Here is a 19,897-nt window from a genome sequence, read left to right on the forward strand (position 1 = left end):
TCAACCGCAAGGTGGAACAGATGGAGTCTGCGCGCGTTGACCTGAGCGACGGGGCGCGGCGGTGAAGACCGCCTCCCAACCTGACGGCGGGGCGGATCGAGGAAACCCATGTCCGGCGATACCTGGCGCGACGACGTCGTTCGCATGATCCCCGCGCTGAGAGCCTTCGCCTGGTCCTTGAGCCATAATGGATCCGACGCGGACGACCTGGTCCAGGACACCCTCATCAAGGCCTGGACCAACCGCGACAAGTTCGAGGACGGCACCAACCTACGGGCCTGGCTGTTCACGATCCTGCGCAACACCTACTACACCCAGGTCATCCGCCGCCGCCGCGAGGTGCGCGACGAGCAGGGCGAATATGCCGGCGCCCTGAGGTCCGCCCCGACCCAGGAATGGAGCGTGGCCATGCACGCCATGCAGGACGCCCTGAAGCTGCTGCCTGACGAGCACCGCGAGGCCCTGATCCTGGTGGGGGCCGCGGGCCTCTCCTACGAAGAGGCCGCCAGTATCTGCGGTTGCGCGGTGGGCACCATCAAGAGCCGGGTGAACCGCGCGCGAACCCGGCTGCTGAAGATCATGGACGCCGACGACGCCTCCGACGTCATGGCCTATGACAGCCTGGCGGCCGCCAACGGGGCTTAGCCCCCCTATCCCACCGTCTTGCGCAGCCAGGCCAGCAGGTCGGCCACGACCTCGTCGCGGTTGGTCTCGTTCAGCATCTCGTGGCGGCCGCCCTCGTAGATCTTCACTTCCATCCGGGTGAGACCCGCGTCGCGGTAGCGGTTCACCAGGGGATGCAGCAGCTCCAGGTCGCGGTTGATGGGGTCCTTGTCGCCCACGAAGATGTAGAGCGGCAGGTCCTTGGGGATCTTGGCGATCTCGGCGGGATCGCGCAGGCGTGCACCGACCCGGGCGAAGCTCTCCGCCGCGCTGGGCTGGCGGGAGAAGCCGCACAGGGGATCGGCGATGTACTTGTCCACCTCGGCCTCGTCCCGCGACAGCCAGTCGTAGGGGGTGCGGGGCGGCGGGCCCTCGGCGTTCATCTCGTCCAGCTTCTTGGCCGGGCCAGTGCGGTCGCCGAAGGCGGCCGTGCCCGACAGCACCAGCCCGTCGACCTTGCCGGCGTGATCGAAGGCGTAGGCCTGGGCGAAGAACGAGCCGAGGCTATGGCCCAGCAGGACCAGCGGCAGGCCCGGGTTCTCGGCGCGCGCCAGGTCGGTCAGGCGGGCGATGTCCTCCACCACCAGCTCGGCGCCGTTCTCGCCGAAGTCGCCCAGGGCTTCCTTGGAGGGCGCGGTGTAGCCATGGCCGCGATGGTCGTCGGCATAGAGGACGAAGCCGTCGGACATGATCGGGATCAGCGGCTCGGGGTAGCGCCGGGCATGTTCACCCATGCCGTGGGCGATCTGCAGGACCGCGCGCGGCGCGACGGTCTCGTCGGCCCAGCGGAAGCCCGCGATGGAGGCGCCGTCGGCGCCGTCGAACCGGAACTGCTTCTCGGAATAGCCCATGGTCCCCTCCGTACGCTCTGGCGGCGCGAGGGCACCGACATAGCGCGCGGAGACGGCGATGCACGCGGTTTTTCGATGGGCCGAGGCCAAGTCTCGACAGGGCGCGCGGGCGGTGGGACGACTAGGCCATGGTGTTCAAGAGTCTCCGCCCCGCCCTGCTCGCCGGCCTTGGTCTTGCGGCCCTGCTGCTGCCCGGTTGCCAGGCCAAGGTCAGCCGCCCGCCCTGCCCCGCCGGCGAGGTCTGCCTGGCCTACGGCGCCAACGGCGAGGCCGGGTCGCTGGACCCCCAGACCAGCAATCTGGTGGACGAATTCAACATCATCGCCGACCTGATCTTCGGCCTCACCACCGACTCGCCGGAGGGGACGCCGATCCCGGCCATGGCGGAGTCTTGGGTCGTCAGCCCCGACGGCCTGGTCTGGACCTTCCACCTGCGGGACGCCAAGTGGTCGGACGGGGTTCCCGTGACCGCCGACGACTTTGTCTTCGCCTATCGCCGCATCCTCGATCCCAAGACCGCCTCGATCTATTCCTACCTGGTCTACCTGCTGAAGAACGGCCAGGCGGTGAACGAGGGCAAGGCGCCCCTGACCGCCGTCGGCGCGCGCGCCATCGATCCCCGCACCCTGGAACTGACCCTGGAGCACCCTGCCCCCTATCTGCCGGAACTGCTGAAGCACCAGAGCTTCTTCCCGGTGCCCAAACACGCGGTGGAAAAATGGGGCGACGCCTGGGTCAAGCCCGGCCGTTATGTCAGCAACGGCCCCTACAAGCTGGTGAGCTGGAAGCTGGGAGACCACATCGAGGTGGTGAAGAACCCCTATTTCTACGACGCCAAGAACGTCTGCGTGGACCGCATCGACTACTTCCCCACCCCAGACTCCGTGATGGCTGAACGGCGGATCGAGCGGGGCGAGCTGGACGTGAACACCTCGTTCCAATCCAACCGCTTCGTGCGGCTGAAGGAGCGGATGCCCGACGTGGTGCGGGCCAAGAATTCCCTGGCCACCGCCTATCTCTCCTTCAACACCCGCGAGATCGCAGCCTTCCGCGACCCGCGGGTCCGCCGGGCCCTGTCGGAGGCGATCGACCGCGACTTCATCACCCAGAAGCTGCTGCGAGCGGGTCAGATTCCGGCCTACGCCTTCGTTCCGCCGGGCACCGCCAACTACGCCCAAGGCGCAAAGACCGTCTGGGCGGGCAGGCCCCTGGCCGAACGGCAGGCCGAGGCCCGGAAGCTGCTGGCCGCCGCCGGATACGGCCCCGACCACAAGCTCGGCTTCGAGCTGAAGATCGGCAACAGCCCCGACACCATCCTGCTGGCCAGCGCCGTCCAGGCCGACTGGGCCGCCATCGGGGTCGACGCCCGGATCGTGCAGAACGAGAGCCAGATCGCCTTCGCCGCCTACCGCAACCGCGATTTCGGGATCGGCGCGATGAGCTGGTTCGCCGACTTCAACGATCCCGTGACCTTCCTGGCCCTGATGAAGTCCGACACCGGCGGCCAGAACTACGGCGACTACAAGAACCCCGCCTATGACGCCCTGCTCAACGCCGCCGACCGCGAGCCGGACGGGGTCAAGCGCGCCGCCATCCTGCAACGGGCCGAACAGATGATGCTGAGCGAGGACGCCATCGCGCCGATCTACTACGTCGTGAACCGCAACCTGGTGAGCCCGAAGGTCACCGGCTGGGTGGACAACGTCTCCAACTTCCACCGCGCCCGGTGGCTGTGCGTGAAGAAATGAGGGGGAAGGTCTTGGCGGTGACGCAGGGATTCGAACCCTGGATACGCTTTCACGTATGACGATTTAGCAAACCGTTGCCTTAAGCCACTCGGCCACGTCACCATCAAGGCCGGGACGGATAGCGGTTTCGAAAGCGGCTGGCAATCGAGTCGCTCGCTTTCCGCGCGCGCCCCCCGAATCCCTTGGCTTTCAACGAACCTGCCGCCTCGTTAACCCGACGATCAGACCCCTGCGTCACATTGCAGCGACCCAATTCTGTGTGCGTGGCTCTCGCTCAATGGCTTCGATCGTCCAGTTCCAGCGCAAGGCCCGGCCCGAGGCCGAGCTCGAGGCTGAACCCGCGCGCGCCGTCGAAGCGCCGGCCCTGCCGGCCGCCGAGTCGGAGGACTCCACCGACCGCCGCGGTCCATTCCGTCCCAAGGCCCTGATCCCGACCCGCGCCCGCCTGCAGGGCCGCGTGGTGGCCCGCATGTTCCAGGGCGGCGACGCGGCCGTCCTGGTCCTCGCCGGCTTCGCGGCCCATGGCCTGGGCGCGATCGGCGCCGCGGGCCTCTCGGTGACCTGCGCCGGCGTCCTGGCCGTGCTCCTCGCCCTCTCGATCTTCCGCGCCTACGGCTTCGGCCGCCGCGAGGGCCTGGCCTACCACCTGGCGCGGCTCAGCGGGGCCTTCGCGGTCGGGGCCGGCGCGGCCTTCGTCGCCCTGATCCCCTTCGTGTCCCTGGCCGCCCTCGGCCAGGCCATGGTCATCTGGGGCCCGCTGGCCTTCGCGGCCACCTACGGCCTGCACATCGTCTGGTGGCTCTGCGTGCGGCGCTGGCGGGCCAGCGGCCGGCTGACCCCCAATATCGTCGTGGTCGGGGCGACCGGCGCGGCCGAGCGCCTGATCGTCGCCACCCTGCTGAGCCGCGAGGCCAATATCCTGGGGGTGTTCGACGATCGCGCCGCCCGCAGCCCCGCCGGCATCCGCGGCGTCCCCGTGCTCGGCGACACCAACGCCCTGCTGGCCCACCGCATCATGCCCTATGTCGACCGCATCGTGATCACGGTCCCCTCCCAGGCCCGCGCCCGGGTCGGCCAGGTGATCGAGCGGCTGCGGGTCCTGCCCAACGAGGTCACCCTGCTGCTGGACGGCGAGGACGCCGCCCACGAGGCCGCCGCCATCAGCCGCATCGCCGACGTCCCCCTGGCCCACATCTCCGGCGCGCCGCTGGACGACCGCCGGGTGATCGTCAAACGTATTCAAGACCTTGTGGTCGGATCCCTGGCCCTGGTGGTGGCCGCCCCGGTCATGGGCCTGGTGGCGCTCGCCATCAAGCTGGACAGTCCCGGCCCCGCCCTGTTCCGCCAGCGCCGCCACGGCTTCAACAACGAAGAGATCGTGGTGTGGAAGTTCCGCTCCATGCAGGTCCAGGCCACGCCCCAGACCAAGGTGCGCCAGACCCAGGCCGATGACGACCGCGTCACGCGGGTCGGCCGCTTCATCCGCAAGACCTCCCTGGACGAGCTGCCGCAGATCTTCAACGTGCTGGCCGGCGAGATGTCCCTGGTGGGGCCCCGGCCTCATCCGGTGGGGATGATGACCGGCGACGTGGAATCGGCCCGCCTGGTGGCCGAATACGCCCATCGCCACCGGATGAAGCCCGGCATGACCGGCTGGGCCGCCATCCACGGCTCGCGGGGCCCGGTGGACACCCCGGAACTGGTCAAGCGCCGGGTGGCCCTGGACGTGGAGTACATCGAGCGGCAGTCCTTCCTGCTCGACCTCTACATCATCGCCATGACCCTGCCCTGCCTGCTGGGCGACCGCGAGAACATCCGCTGAGGCCCACGGCCTTAACCGTTTGAAACCGCCTTGTGGGGCAAGCTGAGCCTCAATCCCGGCGGCCCGCTCGCCGGCGTTTCGAAGAGGCTGCGACGATGTTCTGGCGAGGGGTGGTCGGCTATCTGCCCGTCAATATCGTGCAGGGTGTCGTGGGCCTGCTCACCATCGTGGCCTTCACCCGCCTGCTGACCCCGGCCCAGTTCGGCGACTACGCCCTGGGCTTCTCGGTCATGACCCTGACCCATACCGCCGTCTTCACCTGGAACGAGGCGGCGATGGCGCGGTTCTGGGCCCGCGAGGCCGAGCGCAACGGCGGGGCCGACCATGCCGCCACCGTCTATCGCACCTGGCTCTTGCTGATCGCCCTGGTCCCCGTCGCGGCCGGGCTGACCGTCCTGTGGCCCATGACGCCCGGCCTGCGCGTCGCGGTGCTGGCGGGCCTGGCCGCCGTCCCCTTCCGCACCTTCGCCAAGCTGGCCCAGGAGCGCCGCCGCGCCGCGGGCGAGGTGGCCGGGGCCGCCAGTCTCGACATCGCCCAGACCCTCGGCGGCTTCATCCTCGGGGCGGGTCTGGCCTGGGCCGGGTTCGGCGGGGCCGCGCCGATGATGGGCTACGGCCTGGCCGCGGCCCTGTGCACCCTATGGTTCCTGCCCGGCGAGTTCGCCCGCGCCAAGCCCGGCGCCTTCGCCGCTCACCGGGCCCGGGAGCACGCCGCCTACGGCGCGCCCGTCGCCCTGTCCCTCATCCTGGCCCTGGTGCTGGCCACCACCGACCGCTTCCTGCTGGCCGCCTTCCTCGATCAGGCGGCGGTGGGCGTCTATCACGCGGGCTACAGCCTGGCGAACCGCACCCTGGACGTGGTCTTCATCTGGCTGGGCGCCGCCGGTGGTCCGGCCCTGATCATGGCCCTGGAGCGCGGCGGCCGCGACGCCCTGGCCAAGGCCGCCCGCGAACAGGCCCAGCTGATGATCCTGCTCACCGTCCCCGCGGCCACCGGCCTGGCCCTGGTGGCCGCCCCTCTGTCGCAGTTGATGATCGGTGAGACCCTCAGCACCGGCGCGGCGCACGTCACCCCGTGGATCGCGCTCAGCGGCCTGCTGGCGGGCCTGACCACCTACTACTTCCACCAGGCCTTCACCCTGGGACGGCGGACCAGCTTCCTCCTGATCGCCATGATCGTGCCCGCGGGGGCCAATGTGGTCCTGAACCTGATCCTGATCCCCCGCTTCGGCCTCGACGGCGCCCTGTGGGCGACGCCCGCCAGCTACGCTCTCGGCCTGGCGGCGTCCGTCCTGCTGGGACGCCGGACCCTGGCCCTGCCGATCCCCTGGCTGACCCTGGCCCAGGCGGGCGGCGCGAGCCTGCTGATGGCGCTCGCGGTCAGCCGCATCCCGGCCCTGGGCGGCCTGCCGGAACTGGCGCTGAAGGCCATCGCCGGCGCCCTGATCTATGGCCTGGTGGTGGCCCTGCTGGACGCCGGCGCCCTGCGCAGCCGGGGCCGCGAGGCCTTCCGCACCTTCCGCGCCCGGAGCGCCACATGACCCCGCAAGCCGAGAGCCTGTTCGACAACCCGCTGTGGGCCAAGGGCCGCCCGGCGCTGTCCATCCTCATCCCGTTCAAGGGGGACGATCCCACCCCGCTGCTGGCGGCGCTGGCCCGCGAGACCGGCGACGCCGAGGTGGTGATCCTGGACGACGGCTCCGGCGACCCGGCGCTGGCCGCTCGGGTCGAGGCCGCCATCGCGGCCCTCCCCCTGCCCGCCCGCTTCGCCCGACTGGCGGCCAATGAGGGCCGATCCAAGGGGCGCAACCGCCTGGTGGTCCACGCCCGGGCCGGCCATTTCCTGTTCCTGGACAGCGACATGCTGCCGGACTCCCCCGATTTCATCGCCGCCTGGCTGGACCTGATCGCCCGGGAGAACCCGGCGGTGGCCTTTGGCGGCTTCTCCCTGGACCAGGCGCCGCCGCGGACCGACCACGCCCTGCACCGCGCCATGGCGGGCCACTCCGACTGCCTGCCGGCCGCCGAGCGGGCCCTGACCCCGGAGAAGATCTTCACCTCCAACCTGCTGGTCCGCGCCGACGTCTTCGCCTCGGAATCCTTCGACGAAGGTTTCGCCGGCTGGGGCTGGGAGGATGTGGAATGGGGCATGCGGGTGGCCCGCCGCTGGCCGATCCTGCACGTCGAGAACACCGCCACCCACCTGGGCCTCGACACCGCCAGGACGCTCGCCGACAAGTACGAGCAATCCACCGGCAACTTCGCGCGCATCGTGGCCACCCATCACGCCGTCATCAGCCGCTATCCCAGCTACAAGGTCGCCCGGGTGCTGAAGCGCGCGCCGCTGCGCAGCCTGTGGCGGCCGATGCTGAAGGCCTATGCCCTGACGGAGGGACCGCCGCTGAAGACCCGCGCCTTCGCCCTGCGCCTCTATCGCGCCGCCCTCTACGCCGAGGCGGTCTGATGGCGACCTATGCCGAGGCCTATTCCGCCGACCGTTCGCTCAAGGGCAAGCTGCGCCGCCGTCTGGTGCGCCTGGTGCATCGCCGCCCCCTGGCCAAGGCGCCGGAGCGGCCCATGGTCTCCTTCACCTTCGACGACGCCCCCCTGACCGCCGCGGTGGCCGGCGCGGCCCTGCTGGAAACCCGCGGCCTGGCCGGGACCTATTACGTCTCCGCCGGCCTGGCCGGGACCGAGGCCCCCATGGGGGTCTGCGCGGAGGCTGTGGACTATCGCCGCCTGGCCAAGGCGGGCCACGAGATCGCCTGCCACACCTATTCCCATCTCGACTGCGGTCAGGCCACCGGCCCCGCGGCCCTGGCCGACGTGGACCGCAACGCCCAGGCGATGGCCGAGTGGGGCCTCGAGGACCTGGTAAGCTTCGCCTATCCCTATGGCGATGTCGCCGGCGGTCCCAAGCAGACGCTCGCCAGGCGGTTCTCCACCCTGCGCGCCCTGCATCACGGCCTGGTCGAGAAGGGCTGCGACCTCAACCAGGCCCCGGCTGTCGGCATCGAAGGTCCCGAGGGCGAGATCGTCGCCCGCCGCTGGCTGGACGAGGCCAAGGCCAGGACCGCCTGGTTGATCCTCTACACGCACGACGTCCGGCCAGACCCCTCACCGTGGGGCTGCACGCCTGAGGTCCTGGCCCGGCTGATCGACCGGGCGGTGGCCGACGGCTTCGAGGTGGTGACGGTTCGCGAAGGCGCGCGTCGCCTGGGTCTTTAGGTCGTGACCTCGCGGTCGGGCCAGCAGAGCTTCACCGCCAGGGCCACGAAGATCACCCAGCGGAAATCGTTGTAGTTCACCGCCACGCTCTCGGTGAGCGAGGTCAGGCCGTAGACCAGCAGGAACGGCAGGGCCAGGTAGGCGCCCTTGTCCCGGAACACCGAGACCACGGCCAGGACCATGGTCTGCAGGAAGCACAGGCCCCAGGCGGCCAGGCCGAAGACCCCCAGGCCCAGCCACTGCTCGATCCAGGTGTTGTGGGAGTGGTGCGGCTTCCAGCCGGCCTCCTTGACGATCTTGGGCAGCGGCCCCCAGCGGCTGGTGTCGTCCCAGACTGCGCTGTAGCCGTAACCGGTCCAGGGCCGCTTCTCGATCTGGTGGATGGCGGCGTCCCAGATCTCGGTCCGTCCGGTAAGGGTGGCGTCCTTACCCAGCAGGTCGAAGAACAGGTCGGCGGCGAAGATCGCCACGCTGGCCACCATGACGATCCCGAGGACGGCGAGCCAGCTTGTCGCCACCCCGGCGGCGGGACTGCGCCGCGCCAGGCCGACGAACATCAGCCCGCCCAGAGCCATCATCACCGTGACCAGGGAGGTCTTTGAGGTGGACATGATCACCAGCAGGACGGCCAGGGCCGCGAAGGGCCACCAGATCTTGGCCCGCTGGGGATTGAGCATGGCCGCCGCCGCCAGGATGGCGAAGCCCAGGGACATGATGCCCCCCATGGCGTTCTTGTCGGCCCAGACCCCGCGCCAGGCTCCGGGGAACAGCTCGTGCATCACCCCGATGGAGGGGACCGCCAGGGGCATGATGAAGGAGATGACGACGAGGACGGCGAATGCCGTGGCGAAGATCTCCGCCAGCTCCGCCCATCGATAGCGCGCGGCCAGGACCACCCCGCCCAGGGTGGTGGCGTAGACCGCCACGACCCGCCGCACGGTGATGTCCGGCGCGGTGGACCAGAAGATCGACAGCCCGACGATCAGCATCAGGATGATCAGGAAGGGCTGACGGATCACCGCGCGGACGACGCTGACCGGGGTCAGGGCCATCAGCAGCGCGGCGGCGGCGTAGGCTGGCAGGTAGCCCAGCGGGATCAGCTTGTCGAAGGCGGTGTTGTTGGCGTCGCCGCGCAGGGGGAAGACCCAGCCTTCGCTGAAGATCAGCAGGATCGAGACGCTGGCGGCGAAGATCGCCAGGTCCCAGACGCTGATCTGTCGCCGCCCCGAGACGTCGGCCCCCGACCAGGCGGCGTGGACGGTCACGGCAGGATCGCCTTCAGGAAGGCCGGCTGGGCCACGGTGGCGCGGTTGAAGAAGATTCCGGTCACCGTCCCGCCCGCCCCGGCGATGGCGTCGCGCAGCTGGGCCGGCGCCCGCACGTCGGCTTCGTCGGCGGCCACCACCAGGACCGTCTGGTCCATGAAGGGGGCGACGGTCAGGGCGGCCTGGGACCGCTCCGGCGACGGGCAGTCGACGATGATCAGGTCGGCGTACTTGCGCAGCGCCGTCCAGTAGTCGCCGGTGGGCAGGATGTGGACGCTCTGGCGGCCCTTCAGCCCCTCGCGGCGGAAGCGGGTGACCCACCAGCGAGCCGATCCCACCCGGTGGGCGCAGAGATAGCGAGCGTCGGGCCAGGGCTGGCCGTCCGGGCCGTGGGAGGCGGGCTGGACGGTGAAGAAGATCGAGCCGTCGGGGCTGGCGGCGGCGGGCTCGCCGAGCGGGCCATAGCGGTCGCTTTCGGCGCCGATGGCGGCGTGCTGCGGCGAAGCCAGCAGATCGAGGTCCACCAGCCAGACGGACCGGCCGGCGCGCTTGGCGGCGAAGAAGGCGAGTTCGCGCGCCACCGTGGACGTGCCCTCCCCCCGGCGCGCGGCCACGACCTGGACGATGCGCGCGCGACCGGAGGCCGGCGCGCCCAGCGACGCCCACAGGTCGGCCATCTCGGCGTTCAGGTCCACCATCCCTCGAATCGATACGCGCGCAAGCTGTTCAAACTACCGCAAGTTCTGGGCGAGCGAACGGCGGCCGTTCGCCACCCCCGGTCACCGGACCTTCATCGGCGCGGTCGCCAGCACCGGCAGGTCCAGGGTGCGTGAGGCCGACTGCGCGGTGGGCAGGCCGGGCCGCAGGAACATCCGCAGCAGGCCCGCGCACAGGGCGGTGAAGGCGGCGAACAGGAAGGCCAGCACGATCACCGGCTTCTTCAGGCTCTTGCCCTTGGTGGGGGGCGTGGCCCGGCTGACGATGCGGATGTTGTCGTTGGTGGTGGAGGCGATCTCGCTGGCGGCTCGGCTCTGCTGCTCCTTGACCGTGAAGTCGCGGACGCTGGCCTGCAGGACGTCGCGGTCCAGGGACAGGGCCTGGAATCTCGGCTCCAGCTCGGCCAGGCGCATCCGACGCTCGGTGAGCTGGGCCACCTGGTTGGCGAGCGCCACCTGGGACTGCTTCAGGGCGGCCACCTCGGCGGTGAGCTGGATCTTCTCGGTCTGGATGGTCTGGTAGACCGGATTGACCCCGATCCGCCGGGCGCCCTCGCCCTGGGTGCGGCCGCTGGAGATGCCCGCCTCCAGCTGGGCGATCTGGGCGTCGAGCTCCTGAACCGGGCGGGCGTCGTTCTTGTAGCGCGACAGCAGATCCTCCCGCTGCAGCTTGAGGGTCATCAGCTTGTCGTTGGCGGCGCTGGAGATGTCGCGATAGAGGCCGACCTCCTGCGAGACCTGACCCATCTGGGATTCCAGCATGGCCAACCGGCCCATGCGGTCCTGGAGCTGGGTGTCGGTCTGGTACTTCTGCTGCTCGATCTGCTGCTGGAGCTGGCCCAGCGAGGTCTTCTCGGCGGCGAAGTCGCCGATGCGGTTGTTGTTCAGGAAGTCCTCATAGGCCGCGTCGGCCTGAGCCAGTCGGGCCGCGAAGGCCTCCCGCTGGCGGGCCAGGGCCGGCGAGGTGGGGTCGGTGAGCACCGAGCGGCGATAGATCAGGTACTCCTCCAGCAGGGTGTTGAGCACCAGGGCGGCGGTCTCGGGATTCTCGTGGGTGAAGCTGATGCGGATGATGGGCGTGTCGGGCGCCGTCTCGATCTTGGTGGAGCTGTCCAGGCTGCGGATCGCCTGGCCCAGGATCAGCTTCTTCTCGCTGGCGTCGGCGGTGGCGTACTTGGCCGCCAGGACCGGATAGATCCGGGCCAGGCCCAGCTTGTCGATCACGCGCTGCTTGAGCTGACCTGAGCCGAGGATTTCGGTTTCCGACTGGATGACCTGGTCGGAGTCGGGCACCGCGCCGCGGCCGGCGTCGCCGGAGAGCGGCTCATAGACATATTCCTGGCCCAGCCGGACCAGGACGCTGGAATAGGCCGGATAGGTGGTCTTCATGGTGAAGGCCGCGGCGGCCCCCAGGACGAAGATGATCGCGAAGACGGCCACCATGAGGTAGCGTTCACGCCACAGAAGGGTCGCGAAGTCCGACACGGCGTAGCGCGGCCGCGCGGCCCAGTCGGGGCGCGGCGCCTGATCGTGCGGTCTGATTGTCCAAGCCCCTGGCGCGGCCATGCGATTCCGACTGTTCTAGCCCTACGGAGGGACCGTGGCGGGGGACGATTAACGTTCCATTACCCATTCTCGTTAAGGTTTGCGGTCATGCGTCCCAGCCTGAAATTCGCGTCCGCCCTGCTGGCCTGTGCGAGCCTCGCGGCCGGCGGCTGCGCCCCTCACCTGCCGCGCCTGCCGCGAATGGATCTGCTGGGCCGCATCGACGAGCCAGAGCCCCGCGCGGCGCGGGCGCAGCGCGACGACCAGGGGAACTTCGGCGACATCCCCTACGCGACCTGGAGCGACTATGAGCCGCCCTACCGTTTCTATCCGGGCGACGAGATCGAGGTCAGCCTGCCCTCGGCGCCGGAACTCAACAAGACGGTGACGGTGCAGCCCGACGGCCGCATCTCCCTGCCCCTGATCGGCGGGGTGATGGCGGCCGACCGCACGGGACCCGAACTGCAGGGCGCCCTGTCGGAGGCCTATGCCAGCCAGCTGTTGCGCCCGGTCGTCGACGTGACCCCGAAGGCCGCGCCGCTGAAGGTGTTCGTGGGCGGCGAGGTGGGTACCCCCGGCGTCTACGACATGGTGGGCGACACCGACGCCCTGCGCGCGGTCATCCAGGCCGGCGACTTCAAGCCCAGCGGCGACCGCGACAAGGTGATCATCCTGCGGCGCGGCCCGGACGGGCGCGGCATGATGCGGACGGTGAAATTGGGGAAGGGCCTGAAGAATCCGGCCGCGGACCTCGTGCCCCTGCGCCGGTTCGACATCGTCTATGTGCCGCGCAGCGGCGTGGCCAACGCGGCCCTGTTCGTCCAGCAGTACTTCCGCGACCTGTCGCCGATCCAGTTCGGATTCAGCTACGCCCTGGGCGCCCAGGCCGCGGGACAATAGCCGCGGACGGCGACGCCAGCGAACGCCGGCGCCGTGGGATCAAGCTCCGATCCGGCCGATCAGCCGTGGGCCAGCCATTCTCGCGCCTGGCGCTGGGCTTCGGCGACCTCGTCGGAGGCCATCTCCTGGCTCAGTTCCTTGCGGTAGATCTTGGCTTCCATCGAGCCGCGCATGGCGGCCAGGTTGAACAGCATGTGAGCCGAGACATAGTCCAGCGGCGCGCCGCCCTGTCCCGTCGAGTACAGCAGACCCATGCGGAACAGTTCGTCCCCGGAGGCATCGGCGCCTGGCAGCGGGAGGCCGCCCTCCGATTCCACGCTCGTAAGCATGACTTCGTTTCCCTCTGTGGTCGGCAGGCCCCGTTCTGGCGCGCGTCTCCGACCGTCGTGGGATCAGAGAAGTCGATAGCCACTGAACATATGGTTAAACTCAAGGACTGCGGTGTTCAGCCGCAGGCCAAATCAGCATTCGCGGGCGTTACTGCACGCAAACCTCCGCGCCGAATGCAAACCCAAAATGGGTTCTTTCGCCGGGCGTCTGGTTAACGCCGACGGCGATCGGGCGCTCCCGCCACACGCGAGACTGGCAGACGGCCAAGCTTGGATTGAGTAGGTCTTGAGCCACATCTCTCGGCTGCGGTTGGAGAGAGCGATCCTGCGGCTGGAGAGATCTGAGTGAAGCACACCATCCTGAGCATGACCGCCCTGGCGGCGATTTTCGGCGGCTTCGCCCTGGCGGCCACCGGCGCCCAGGCGCAGTCCTGGGATCCCCACGCCGGCTATTCCAGCCAGAGGCGCGAGGAGCGCTGCGACTGCTACGACTATGACGCGCGCCGGGATCACTATTATTCCTACGAGGAGCGCCGGAGCGGCGGTTATCAGGACGACCGCCAGGCCTATGCGCCGCCGCCCCCGGCCGGAGCGACCTACTACGCGCCCCCCGCCGGCGGTCAGAACAACATGGGCTATTTCGAGCAGTACGAGCCGGGCCGCAGCGTCTGGCGCCCGGGCCTGCTGCTGCCGCCCTACTTCCGCGGCTACATGGTCACCGACAACCGCCTGGCCCGCAAACGCGGCTACGCCTGGTACCGGGTCGGCAACGAATACATCCTGGCCAGCACCTCCACCGGCGAGGTTCTCCGGATCGTCACCTTCCCCTGAGGGACGCAGGACAGCTCCCCGGGCGCTCCCGTTTGGAGCCTTCGCCCGGGGTCCGGCGTTTCCCCATGCCCAGCGTTCAGGCGCGGTTCAGGCGGAATCCGCCACCGTGACGCACGAGGGATGCTCGCCCATCCGGGCGTGGTGAAGGAGGCGTGGATATGAAACGTCTGATCTTGAGCCTGGCCGCCGTGGCGGCCGTCGCCGGCCCCATGGCCGCCACGGCCACCGCCGCCCAGGCGCAGTCCTATCATCGCGATCGCTACGACGACCGGTATGACCGCCGGGACCATCGTCACGACCGTCGCGACTGGGATCGCGGCCGCTACAACGGCTACTATGCGGGAGGCCGCTGGACCTACGGTCCGCCGCCGGCCGCCTATTACGGCAACCCCTACTACCGTCCCGGATACGCCCAGTGGCGCCGCGGCGCGGCCCTGCCCGCCTACTACCGGAGCTACCCGGTCTATGACTACGGGCGCTACCGCCTGCGTCAGCCGCCGCGTGGCTATGCCTGGTACCGCACCGGCAACGACTATGTCCTGGCGGCGATCGCCACCGGGATCATCTTCGAGATCATCAGCAACAACTAGGGCGATGGCTCAGCCGAGAGGCCCCGGAGTTCGCGCCCCGGGGCCTTTTTCGTGGGCTACATGTAGGCCGTGGCGCCGGAGTCGGCGATGCGCCGGCCGTGGGCCTTGCGCAGGAAGCCATAGCGCCGGGGCGGCGGCTCGGGACCGTCGTGATGGAAGAAGGTGTCCATCATGTAGAGCTGCACCGCCTCGGGCGCGCAGTGGGCCACCACGCTCCAGCGCGAGCGCATCTGGTCGACGGCGGGCGAGCCGCCATGCGGCAGTTGCGGGTGCCAGATGGCCACGTCGCCGCGCTTGATCGGGGCGGTCACCACCTCGCCGGCGCTCGGGCTGTCCTGGATCACCTGGCCATTATAGAGGTCGAGCGCCAGGGTGAGCTGATCCTGCGGGCCGAGGTCGGGCCGGTCGCGCTGCACCCGACGCATGATGTCGCGGTGGTGCTCCATGACGAAGCGCTGCCCGCCCTTGACGTACATCAGCGGCCCGGCCTCGGCGCTGACGTCCTCCAGCGCCGTCCAGACCCCGAAGAAGCGGCTCTCCGGCCAGGTGGCGAAGTGCGGGGTGTCGCGGTGCAGGGGCTGCTGGGTGCCGTACTTGAAGGTCAGGGTGGTGTAGACGCAGGCCTTCTCGTCGAAGAGATAGTCCAGCAGCCGCATGACCTTGGCGTTGGCGACCACCGCCAGCTCGGCCTCCGACCACAGGTGGAAGTTCACCAGCCGCTTCTCACGCCCCATCTCGTCGAGATTCTGGGCGACATAGTCGGCGTTCTCGCGGGCGTAGCGGTAGTAGTCGTCGATCACCTTGGCGCAGAGATCGCCGTCCACCACGCCCCGCAGGATGGTGAAGCCATCGGTGCTCAGCTCCCGGGCCGCGGTCTTGAATTCGTCGGAGACCCGCGAGCGTTCGATGCGCGCCAAGGCGTCGGGCTTGTCCAACCAGAGCGCCTTCAGGGAAGGCCGCTTCTCGCCGAAGCCGAACATCAGCCGATCCCGAGCTTGGCTTTCAGGAGTAGGTTGACCGTGCCGGGATTGGCCTTGCCGCCGGTCTCCTTCATCAGCTGGCCGACGAACCAGCCGATGGCCTGGGGCTTGTCCTTCACCGCGGCCGCCTGGCCCGGATTGGCGGCGATCAGCTTGTCGATCATGGCCTCCAGGGCGCCGGTGTCGGAGACCTGTTGCAGACCCTGCTTCTCGACGATGGCGCGCGCGCCGCCCTCGCCCGCCCACATGCGGTCGAAGACGTCCTTGGCGATCTTGGAGGAGATGACGCGCTCCTCGATCAGGGCCACCAGCTCGGCGATGTCGGCGGGCTTCAATGGACTGTCGCCGATGTCCTGGCCGGCCGCGGTCAGCCGGGCGGCCAGCTCGTTGGTCACCCAGTTGGAGGTCAGCTTGGCGTCGCGGCCCTTGGCGGCTTCCTCGAAGAAGTCGGCCCGGGCCTGCTCGGTGATCAGCACCCCGGCGTCATAGGCCGACAGGCCGTACTGCGACTGCAACCGCGCCTTCTTGGCGTCGGGCAGTTCGGGCAGCGAGTCCTGGATCTTCTTCACCCAGGCCGGATCGAGGACCAGGGGCAGCAGGTCGGGATCGGGGAAGTAGCGGTAGTCGTGCGCCTCTTCCTTGGACCGCATGGAGCGGGTCTCGAGCTTGGTGGGATCGAACAGCCGGGTTTCCTGATCGATCTTGCCGCCGTCCTCGATGATCTCGATCTGGCGGCGGGCCTCGTACTCGATGGCCTGCTGGATATAGCGGTAGGAGTTGACGTTCTTGATCTCGCAGCGCGTGCCCAGGTGGCTGAAGTCGCCGGTCTCGCGGAACTTCTCGTAGGCGCCTGGGCGGCAGACCGAGACGTTGACGTCGGCGCGCAGGTTGCCCTTCTCCATGTCGCCGTCGCAGGTGCCCAGATAGACCAGGATGGTGCGGACCTTCTTCACATAGGCCGCGGCCTCGGCGGCCGAGCGCATGTCGGGCTTGGAGACGATCTCCATCAAGGCGGTGCCGGCGCGGTTCAGGTCGACATAGGTGGCGTTGGGATCCTGGTCGTGCAGCGACTTCCCGGCGTCCTGCTCCAGGTGCAGACGCTCGATGCGCACGGTGAAGGTGGAGCCGTCGTCATGCTCGACGATGACCTCGCCCTCCCCCACGACCGGGTCCTTGAACTGGCTGATCTGATAGCCCTGGGGCAGGTCGGGATAGAAGTAGTTCTTGCGGTCGAAGCTGGAGCGCAGGTTGATCTGAGCCTTGAGGCCAAGGCCGGTGCGCACGGCCTGCTCGACGCAGTAGCGGTTGATCACCGGCAGCATGCCCGGCATGGCGGCGTCCACCAGGCTGACCTGCTCATTGGGGCCCGCGCCGAAGCCCACGGCCGCGCCCGAGAACAGCTTGGCCTTGGAGGCCACCTGGGCGTGAATCTCCAGGCCGAGAACCATTTCCCACGGACCGGTACGGCCCTGGATCACTTTGGAGGTGTCAGTCATGCCGCTTTCCTAAACCGGGCCGCGCGCCAACGAAAGCACCTTGCACGGCCTGCGATTTTGAAGCTTCACTATCGGCGCAAAAATCGCCCCCTCGGGGAAGGGAACCACCATGAAGAAGACTTTCGCCGCCGGCCTCGTCGGCCTGTCGCTCTCGTTCGGCCTGATGGCCGCCGCCCCGGCCCTGGCCCAGGCGCCCGCCGCCGCCCTGTCGGTTGAGTCCACGCCGATCGAGACCCTGGTGGCCAATCCCGCCGCCAAGGCCGTGCTGGACAAGGACATTCCGGGCCTGACCACCCACGAGGCCTATGACCAGTTCAAGTCGATGACCCTGACCCAGGTCGCCCCGATGAGCCAGGGCGCGCTCACCGACGACATGCTCAAGACCGTCCAGGCCGACCTGGACAAGCTGCCCAAGTAAGAGCGCCTCGACGCCGAGATACAGGAACCCCCGCCCTCACGGGCGGGGGTTTTTTGTCACCACCACTTCGCCGGCTTGGCGCGGAAATCGGCGGCCTTTTCAAGGGCGCCGCCAATGGAGAACAGGGTCCCCTCGTCCAGCGCCCTGCCGATCAGTTGCAGGCCCAGGGGCAGGCCCTTGTGGTCCACGCCGGCGGGGATGCTCATGCCGGGCAGGCCCGCCAGATTCACCGTCACCGTGAAGATGTCGTTCAGGTACATGGCCACCGGATCGTCAGCGTTCTCGCCCAGCCCGAAGGCGGCCGAGGGCGCCGTGGGGGTCAGCAGGGCGTCGACCTTCTGGAAGGCCTGGTCGAAGTCGTCGGCGATGCGGCGGCGGACCTTCAGCGCCTTGACGTAATAGGCGTCGTAATAGCCGGCCGAGAGCACGTAGGTGCCGATCAGGATGCGGCGCTTGACCTCGGTCCCGAAGCCGGCGGCCCGGGTGTTCTCATAGGTCTCGGTGAGGTTGGCGCCCTCGACCCTCAGGCCGTAGCGCATGCCGTCATAGCGGGCGAGGTTCGACGAGGCCTCGGCCGGGGCGATGATGTAATAGGCCGGCAGGGCGTACTTGGTGTGGGGCAGGCTGACCTCGACGATCTCACAGCCGGCGTCCTTCAGCCAGGCGATGCCCTTCTCCCACAGCTCGTCGATCTCGGCGGGCATGCCGTCGACGCGATATTCCTTCGGGATGCCGATCCGCAGGCCCTTCACCGACTTGCCCACGAAGCTCGGGAAGTCGGGGACCTCGATGTCCAGGCTGGTGGAGTCCTTGGCGTCGTGGCCGGACATGGACTTCAGCAGGATGGCCGCGTCCTCCACCGTCTTGGCGATGGGGCCGGCCTGGTCGAGGGACGAGGCGAAGGCCACCACGCCCCAGCGGGAGCAGCGTCCGTAGGTCGGCTTGATGCCGACGGTGCCGGTGAAGGCGGCGGGCTGGCGAATGGAGCCGCCGGTGTCGGTGGCCGTGGCGCCCAGGCAGAGGTCGGCGGCCACCGCGGTGGCCGAGCCGCCGGAGGAACCGCCCGGGGTCAGCTTGGCGTTCTGGCCCTCGGCGCGCCAAGGATTGACCACCGGCCCGAAGGCGCTGGATTCGTTGGAAGAGCCCATGGCGAACTCATCCATGTTGAGCTTGCCCAGCATCACCGCTCCGTCGCGCCACAGATTGGCGGTGACGGTGGATTCGTAGGTCGGCACGAAGTCGCCCAGGATGTTGGAACAGGCCGTCGAGCGGACGCCCTGCGTGCAGAACAGGTCCTTGATCCCCAGCGGCGCGCCGTCCAGGGCGCCGGCCTCGCCCTTCGCCCGGCGGGCGTCGGCGGCGCGGGCCATGTCGAGGGCCTTTTCCGGAGTCTCCAGGACGTAGGCGTTCAGCGGCTTGGCCGCGGCCACGGCGTCGACGTGGGCCTGGGTCAGCTCCACCGAGGAGAAGGTCTTGTCGGCGAGGCCCGAGAGCGCCGCCTTGAGGGTGAGCGAGGTCAGTTGGGACATGGGTTTACTCGACCACCTTGGGCACGACGAAGAAGCCGTCCTTGGTCTTGGGGGCGTTGGCGAGGATCTTGTTGACGTCCCCGCCCTCGGTGACCACGTCCTCGCGCATGGGCGCGGCCACGGCCACGGCCGAGGTCATGGGCTCCACGCCGTCGGTGTTGACCTCGGAGAGCTGTTCGATCCAGGCCAGGATGCCGCTGAGCTCGCGGGCCAGCGGCTCGATCCGGTCTTCCGGCTCGGCGATGCGGGCCAGTCTGGCGACCTTTCGGACGGTCGCCGCGTCGATGGCCATGGGGGCCTCCTGATTGTTCGATGCAGGGGTTAGCCGTGCGGCCCCGCCTTTGACAAGCGATCCGTCGCGAAACTCCCCGGTCGCCGCGCCCTTCCCTGCCCGCTATGTAGCCCCATGGCCGTCGTCGAACTGACCGAACTCCCCCCGCTCCTGCCCCGCTACGGCGCCCTGGTGGGCCTGGACCTGGGGGAAAAAACCATCGGCGTGGCGGTGTCGGACCCGACCCGGATGGTGGCCAGTCCCCTGGAGCTGATCCGCAAGACCAAGTTCACCGACGACGCCAAGGCGCTGTTCAAGCTGATGGATGGCCGCGAGGTCGCCGGGATCGTCATCGGCCTGCCGGTGAACATGGACGGCACGGAGGGGCCCCGCGCCCAGTCCAGCCGCGCCTTCGCCCGCAACCTGCTGCGCCTGCGCCCCGAACTGCTGATCGCCTTCTGGGACGAGCGGATGAGCTCCATGGCCATCAACCGCTTCCTGATCGACGAGGCCGACGTCAACCGCGCCCGACGCGCCGAGGTGGTGGACAAGATGGCGGCGGGCTGGATCCTGCAGGGCGCGCTGGAGCGGTTGCGGGGCCTGGCTTAGAGGCCTGAGTGACCTTCGATAGGCCCGCAAATCCCTAGGGGCCTAGTTCAAGGTTGATCGCGCGCGATCCTGAAGGCTTAGCTTACCTCCGCTCCACAGGAGGCTC

20 protein-coding genes and 1 tRNA gene are annotated in these 19,897 nt (G+C 69.0%); 11 read left to right on the forward strand and 10 right to left on the reverse strand.

Annotated elements, in window-relative coordinates:
* Positions 1 to 108: 108 nt before the first annotated feature.
* The gene (locus ACO06I_RS05815) at positions 109 to 645 is read left to right on the forward strand and encodes a sigma-70 family RNA polymerase sigma factor (protein WP_421931644.1); all 537 of its coding nucleotides are present in this window, start codon (positions 109 to 111) and stop codon (positions 643 to 645) included.
* 5 nt (positions 646 to 650) lie between these two features.
* On the opposite strand, the gene ACO06I_RS05820 is transcribed toward ACO06I_RS05815, so the two are convergent.
* Positions 651 to 1,514, reverse strand: coding sequence for an alpha/beta fold hydrolase (locus ACO06I_RS05820; protein ID WP_421931645.1), 864 nt, complete (start codon positions 1,512 to 1,514; stop codon positions 651 to 653).
* 128 nt (positions 1,515 to 1,642) lie between these two features.
* Between ACO06I_RS05820 and ACO06I_RS05825 the strand changes: the two genes are divergently transcribed.
* Complete coding sequence (locus ACO06I_RS05825; protein ID WP_421931646.1) at positions 1,643 to 3,262, forward strand: peptide ABC transporter substrate-binding protein; 1,620 nt, start codon at positions 1,643 to 1,645, stop codon at positions 3,260 to 3,262.
* Between the two features lie 12 nt (positions 3,263 to 3,274).
* On the opposite strand, the gene ACO06I_RS05830 is transcribed toward ACO06I_RS05825, so the two are convergent.
* A tRNA-Ser gene (locus ACO06I_RS05830) sits at positions 3,275 to 3,364 on the reverse strand.
* Between the two features lie 175 nt (positions 3,365 to 3,539).
* On the opposite strand from ACO06I_RS05830, the gene ACO06I_RS05835 reads away from it, so the two are divergent.
* The 4 genes from ACO06I_RS05835 (at position 3,540) to ACO06I_RS05850 (ending at position 8,312) form a co-directional block, all read left to right on the forward strand.
* Positions 3,540 to 5,084, forward strand: a complete 1,545-nt coding sequence (locus ACO06I_RS05835; protein WP_421931647.1) for an exopolysaccharide biosynthesis polyprenyl glycosylphosphotransferase — start codon at positions 3,540 to 3,542, stop codon at positions 5,082 to 5,084.
* 95 nt (positions 5,085 to 5,179) lie between these two features.
* On the forward strand, positions 5,180 to 6,625 hold the full coding sequence (locus ACO06I_RS05840) for a lipopolysaccharide biosynthesis protein (protein ID WP_421931648.1): 1,446 nt from the start codon (positions 5,180 to 5,182) through the stop codon (positions 6,623 to 6,625).
* Entirely contained in the window at positions 6,622 to 7,548 is a 927-nt protein-coding gene (locus tag ACO06I_RS05845) for a glycosyltransferase family 2 protein (RefSeq protein ID WP_421931649.1), read from the forward strand. Before ACO06I_RS05840 ends, ACO06I_RS05845 begins: the two co-directional genes overlap by 4 nt.
* A complete protein-coding gene (locus ACO06I_RS05850) occupies positions 7,548 to 8,312 on the forward strand; it encodes a polysaccharide deacetylase family protein (RefSeq protein ID WP_421931650.1) in 765 nt (254 codons plus the stop codon). The genes ACO06I_RS05845 and ACO06I_RS05850 overlap by 1 nt, the downstream gene beginning before the upstream one ends.
* Here ACO06I_RS05850 and ACO06I_RS05855 read toward each other — a convergent pair.
* The 3 genes from ACO06I_RS05855 to ACO06I_RS05865 form a co-directional block, all read right to left on the reverse strand.
* Positions 8,309 to 9,577 carry an O-antigen ligase family protein gene (locus ACO06I_RS05855; RefSeq protein ID WP_421931651.1) on the reverse strand — a complete coding sequence of 423 codons (1,269 nt, stop codon included), beginning with the start codon at positions 9,575 to 9,577 and terminating at the stop codon, positions 8,309 to 8,311. The two genes, ACO06I_RS05850 and ACO06I_RS05855, sit on opposite strands and share 4 nt — an antisense overlap.
* Positions 9,574 to 10,275, reverse strand: a complete 702-nt coding sequence (locus ACO06I_RS05860) for a sugar kinase (RefSeq protein ID WP_421931652.1) — start codon at positions 10,273 to 10,275, stop codon at positions 9,574 to 9,576. The genes ACO06I_RS05855 and ACO06I_RS05860 overlap by 4 nt, the downstream gene beginning before the upstream one ends.
* A gap of 81 nt (positions 10,276 to 10,356) precedes the next feature.
* Positions 10,357 to 11,778 (reverse strand): GumC family protein, encoded by a 1,422-nt coding sequence (locus ACO06I_RS05865; protein WP_421931653.1) that lies wholly within the window; start codon positions 11,776 to 11,778, stop codon positions 10,357 to 10,359.
* Positions 11,779 to 11,946: 168 nt separating this feature from the next.
* Between ACO06I_RS05865 and ACO06I_RS05870 the strand changes: the two genes are divergently transcribed.
* On the forward strand, positions 11,947 to 12,738 hold the full coding sequence (locus ACO06I_RS05870; protein ID WP_421931654.1) for a polysaccharide biosynthesis/export family protein: 792 nt from the start codon (positions 11,947 to 11,949) through the stop codon (positions 12,736 to 12,738).
* A gap of 59 nt (positions 12,739 to 12,797) precedes the next feature.
* On the opposite strand, the gene ACO06I_RS05875 is transcribed toward ACO06I_RS05870, so the two are convergent.
* Positions 12,798 to 13,067, reverse strand: a complete 270-nt coding sequence (locus ACO06I_RS05875) for a sel1 repeat family protein (protein ID WP_304697417.1) — start codon at positions 13,065 to 13,067, stop codon at positions 12,798 to 12,800.
* A 345-nt stretch (positions 13,068 to 13,412) separates the two neighbouring features.
* Between ACO06I_RS05875 and ACO06I_RS05880 the strand changes: the two genes are divergently transcribed.
* Positions 13,413 to 13,898, forward strand: a complete 486-nt coding sequence (locus ACO06I_RS05880) for a hypothetical protein (RefSeq protein ID WP_421931655.1) — start codon at positions 13,413 to 13,415, stop codon at positions 13,896 to 13,898.
* A gap of 158 nt (positions 13,899 to 14,056) precedes the next feature.
* Positions 14,057 to 14,488: an RcnB family protein gene (locus ACO06I_RS05885; RefSeq protein ID WP_421931656.1), complete on the forward strand. Its 432-nt coding sequence runs from the start codon at positions 14,057 to 14,059 to the stop codon at positions 14,486 to 14,488.
* A 56-nt stretch (positions 14,489 to 14,544) separates the two neighbouring features.
* On the opposite strand, the gene ACO06I_RS05890 is transcribed toward ACO06I_RS05885, so the two are convergent.
* Together ACO06I_RS05890 and gatB are read right to left on the reverse strand one after the other, a co-directional pair.
* The gene (locus ACO06I_RS05890; RefSeq protein ID WP_421931657.1) at positions 14,545 to 15,468 is read right to left on the reverse strand and encodes a phytanoyl-CoA dioxygenase family protein; all 924 of its coding nucleotides are present in this window, start codon (positions 15,466 to 15,468) and stop codon (positions 14,545 to 14,547) included.
* The gene (gatB, locus tag ACO06I_RS05895) at positions 15,468 to 16,964 is read right to left on the reverse strand and encodes an Asp-tRNA(Asn)/Glu-tRNA(Gln) amidotransferase subunit GatB (protein ID WP_421931658.1); all 1,497 of its coding nucleotides are present in this window, start codon (positions 16,962 to 16,964) and stop codon (positions 15,468 to 15,470) included. Before gatB ends, ACO06I_RS05890 begins: the two co-directional genes overlap by 1 nt.
* Positions 16,965 to 17,073: 109 nt before the next feature.
* Here gatB and ACO06I_RS05900 point away from each other — a divergent pair, with 109 nt between their 5' ends.
* Complete coding sequence (locus tag ACO06I_RS05900) at positions 17,074 to 17,382, forward strand: hypothetical protein (RefSeq protein ID WP_421931659.1); 309 nt, start codon at positions 17,074 to 17,076, stop codon at positions 17,380 to 17,382.
* A 56-nt stretch (positions 17,383 to 17,438) separates the two neighbouring features.
* Here ACO06I_RS05900 and gatA read toward each other — a convergent pair whose 3' ends face one another.
* Together gatA and gatC are read right to left on the reverse strand one after the other, a co-directional pair.
* Positions 17,439 to 18,911 carry an Asp-tRNA(Asn)/Glu-tRNA(Gln) amidotransferase subunit GatA gene (gene gatA / locus ACO06I_RS05905; RefSeq protein ID WP_421931660.1) on the reverse strand — a complete coding sequence of 491 codons (1,473 nt, stop codon included), beginning with the start codon at positions 18,909 to 18,911 and terminating at the stop codon, positions 17,439 to 17,441.
* Positions 18,912 to 18,915: 4 nt separating this feature from the next.
* Positions 18,916 to 19,203, reverse strand: coding sequence for an Asp-tRNA(Asn)/Glu-tRNA(Gln) amidotransferase subunit GatC (gene gatC, locus ACO06I_RS05910; RefSeq protein ID WP_421931661.1), 288 nt, complete (start codon positions 19,201 to 19,203; stop codon positions 18,916 to 18,918).
* A 114-nt stretch (positions 19,204 to 19,317) separates the two neighbouring features.
* On the opposite strand from gatC, the gene ruvX reads away from it, so the two are divergent.
* Complete coding sequence (ruvX, locus tag ACO06I_RS05915) at positions 19,318 to 19,791, forward strand: Holliday junction resolvase RuvX (RefSeq protein ID WP_421931662.1); 474 nt, start codon at positions 19,318 to 19,320, stop codon at positions 19,789 to 19,791.
* The last annotated feature ends 106 nt before the right edge of the window (positions 19,792 to 19,897 follow it).

It is taken from the genome of Phenylobacterium sp., assembly GCF_965229015.1.
In the GTDB taxonomy this organism is placed as follows: domain Bacteria; phylum Pseudomonadota; class Alphaproteobacteria; order Caulobacterales; family Caulobacteraceae; genus Phenylobacterium.

Coding starts and splice junctions, on each gene's coding strand:
- gatB (WP_421931658.1), bottom strand. CDS start 16,964: ATGACTGACACCTCCAAAGTGATCCAGGGCCGTACCGGTCCGTGGGAA.
- ACO06I_RS05885 (WP_421931656.1), top strand. CDS start 14,057: ATGAAACGTCTGATCTTGAGCCTGGCCGCCGTGGCGGCCGTCGCCGGC.
- ACO06I_RS05860 (WP_421931652.1), bottom strand. CDS start 10,275: ATGGTGGACCTGAACGCCGAGATGGCCGACCTGTGGGCGTCGCTGGGC.
- gatC (WP_421931661.1), bottom strand. CDS start 19,203: ATGGCCATCGACGCGGCGACCGTCCGAAAGGTCGCCAGACTGGCCCGC.
- ruvX (WP_421931662.1), top strand. CDS start 19,318: ATGGCCGTCGTCGAACTGACCGAACTCCCCCCGCTCCTGCCCCGCTAC.
- ACO06I_RS05875 (WP_304697417.1), bottom strand. CDS start 13,067: ATGCTTACGAGCGTGGAATCGGAGGGCGGCCTCCCGCTGCCAGGCGCC.
- ACO06I_RS05850 (WP_421931650.1), top strand. CDS start 7,548: ATGGCGACCTATGCCGAGGCCTATTCCGCCGACCGTTCGCTCAAGGGC.
- gatA (WP_421931660.1), bottom strand. CDS start 18,911: ATGTCCCAACTGACCTCGCTCACCCTCAAGGCGGCGCTCTCGGGCCTC.
- ACO06I_RS05820 (WP_421931645.1), bottom strand. CDS start 1,514: ATGGGCTATTCCGAGAAGCAGTTCCGGTTCGACGGCGCCGACGGCGCC.
- ACO06I_RS05870 (WP_421931654.1), top strand. CDS start 11,947: ATGCGTCCCAGCCTGAAATTCGCGTCCGCCCTGCTGGCCTGTGCGAGC.
- ACO06I_RS05845 (WP_421931649.1), top strand. CDS start 6,622: ATGACCCCGCAAGCCGAGAGCCTGTTCGACAACCCGCTGTGGGCCAAG.
- ACO06I_RS05900 (WP_421931659.1), top strand. CDS start 17,074: ATGAAGAAGACTTTCGCCGCCGGCCTCGTCGGCCTGTCGCTCTCGTTC.
- ACO06I_RS05825 (WP_421931646.1), top strand. CDS start 1,643: ATGGTGTTCAAGAGTCTCCGCCCCGCCCTGCTCGCCGGCCTTGGTCTT.
- ACO06I_RS05815 (WP_421931644.1), top strand. CDS start 109: ATGTCCGGCGATACCTGGCGCGACGACGTCGTTCGCATGATCCCCGCG.
- ACO06I_RS05840 (WP_421931648.1), top strand. CDS start 5,180: ATGTTCTGGCGAGGGGTGGTCGGCTATCTGCCCGTCAATATCGTGCAG.
- ACO06I_RS05835 (WP_421931647.1), top strand. CDS start 3,540: ATGGCTTCGATCGTCCAGTTCCAGCGCAAGGCCCGGCCCGAGGCCGAG.
- ACO06I_RS05890 (WP_421931657.1), bottom strand. CDS start 15,468: ATGTTCGGCTTCGGCGAGAAGCGGCCTTCCCTGAAGGCGCTCTGGTTG.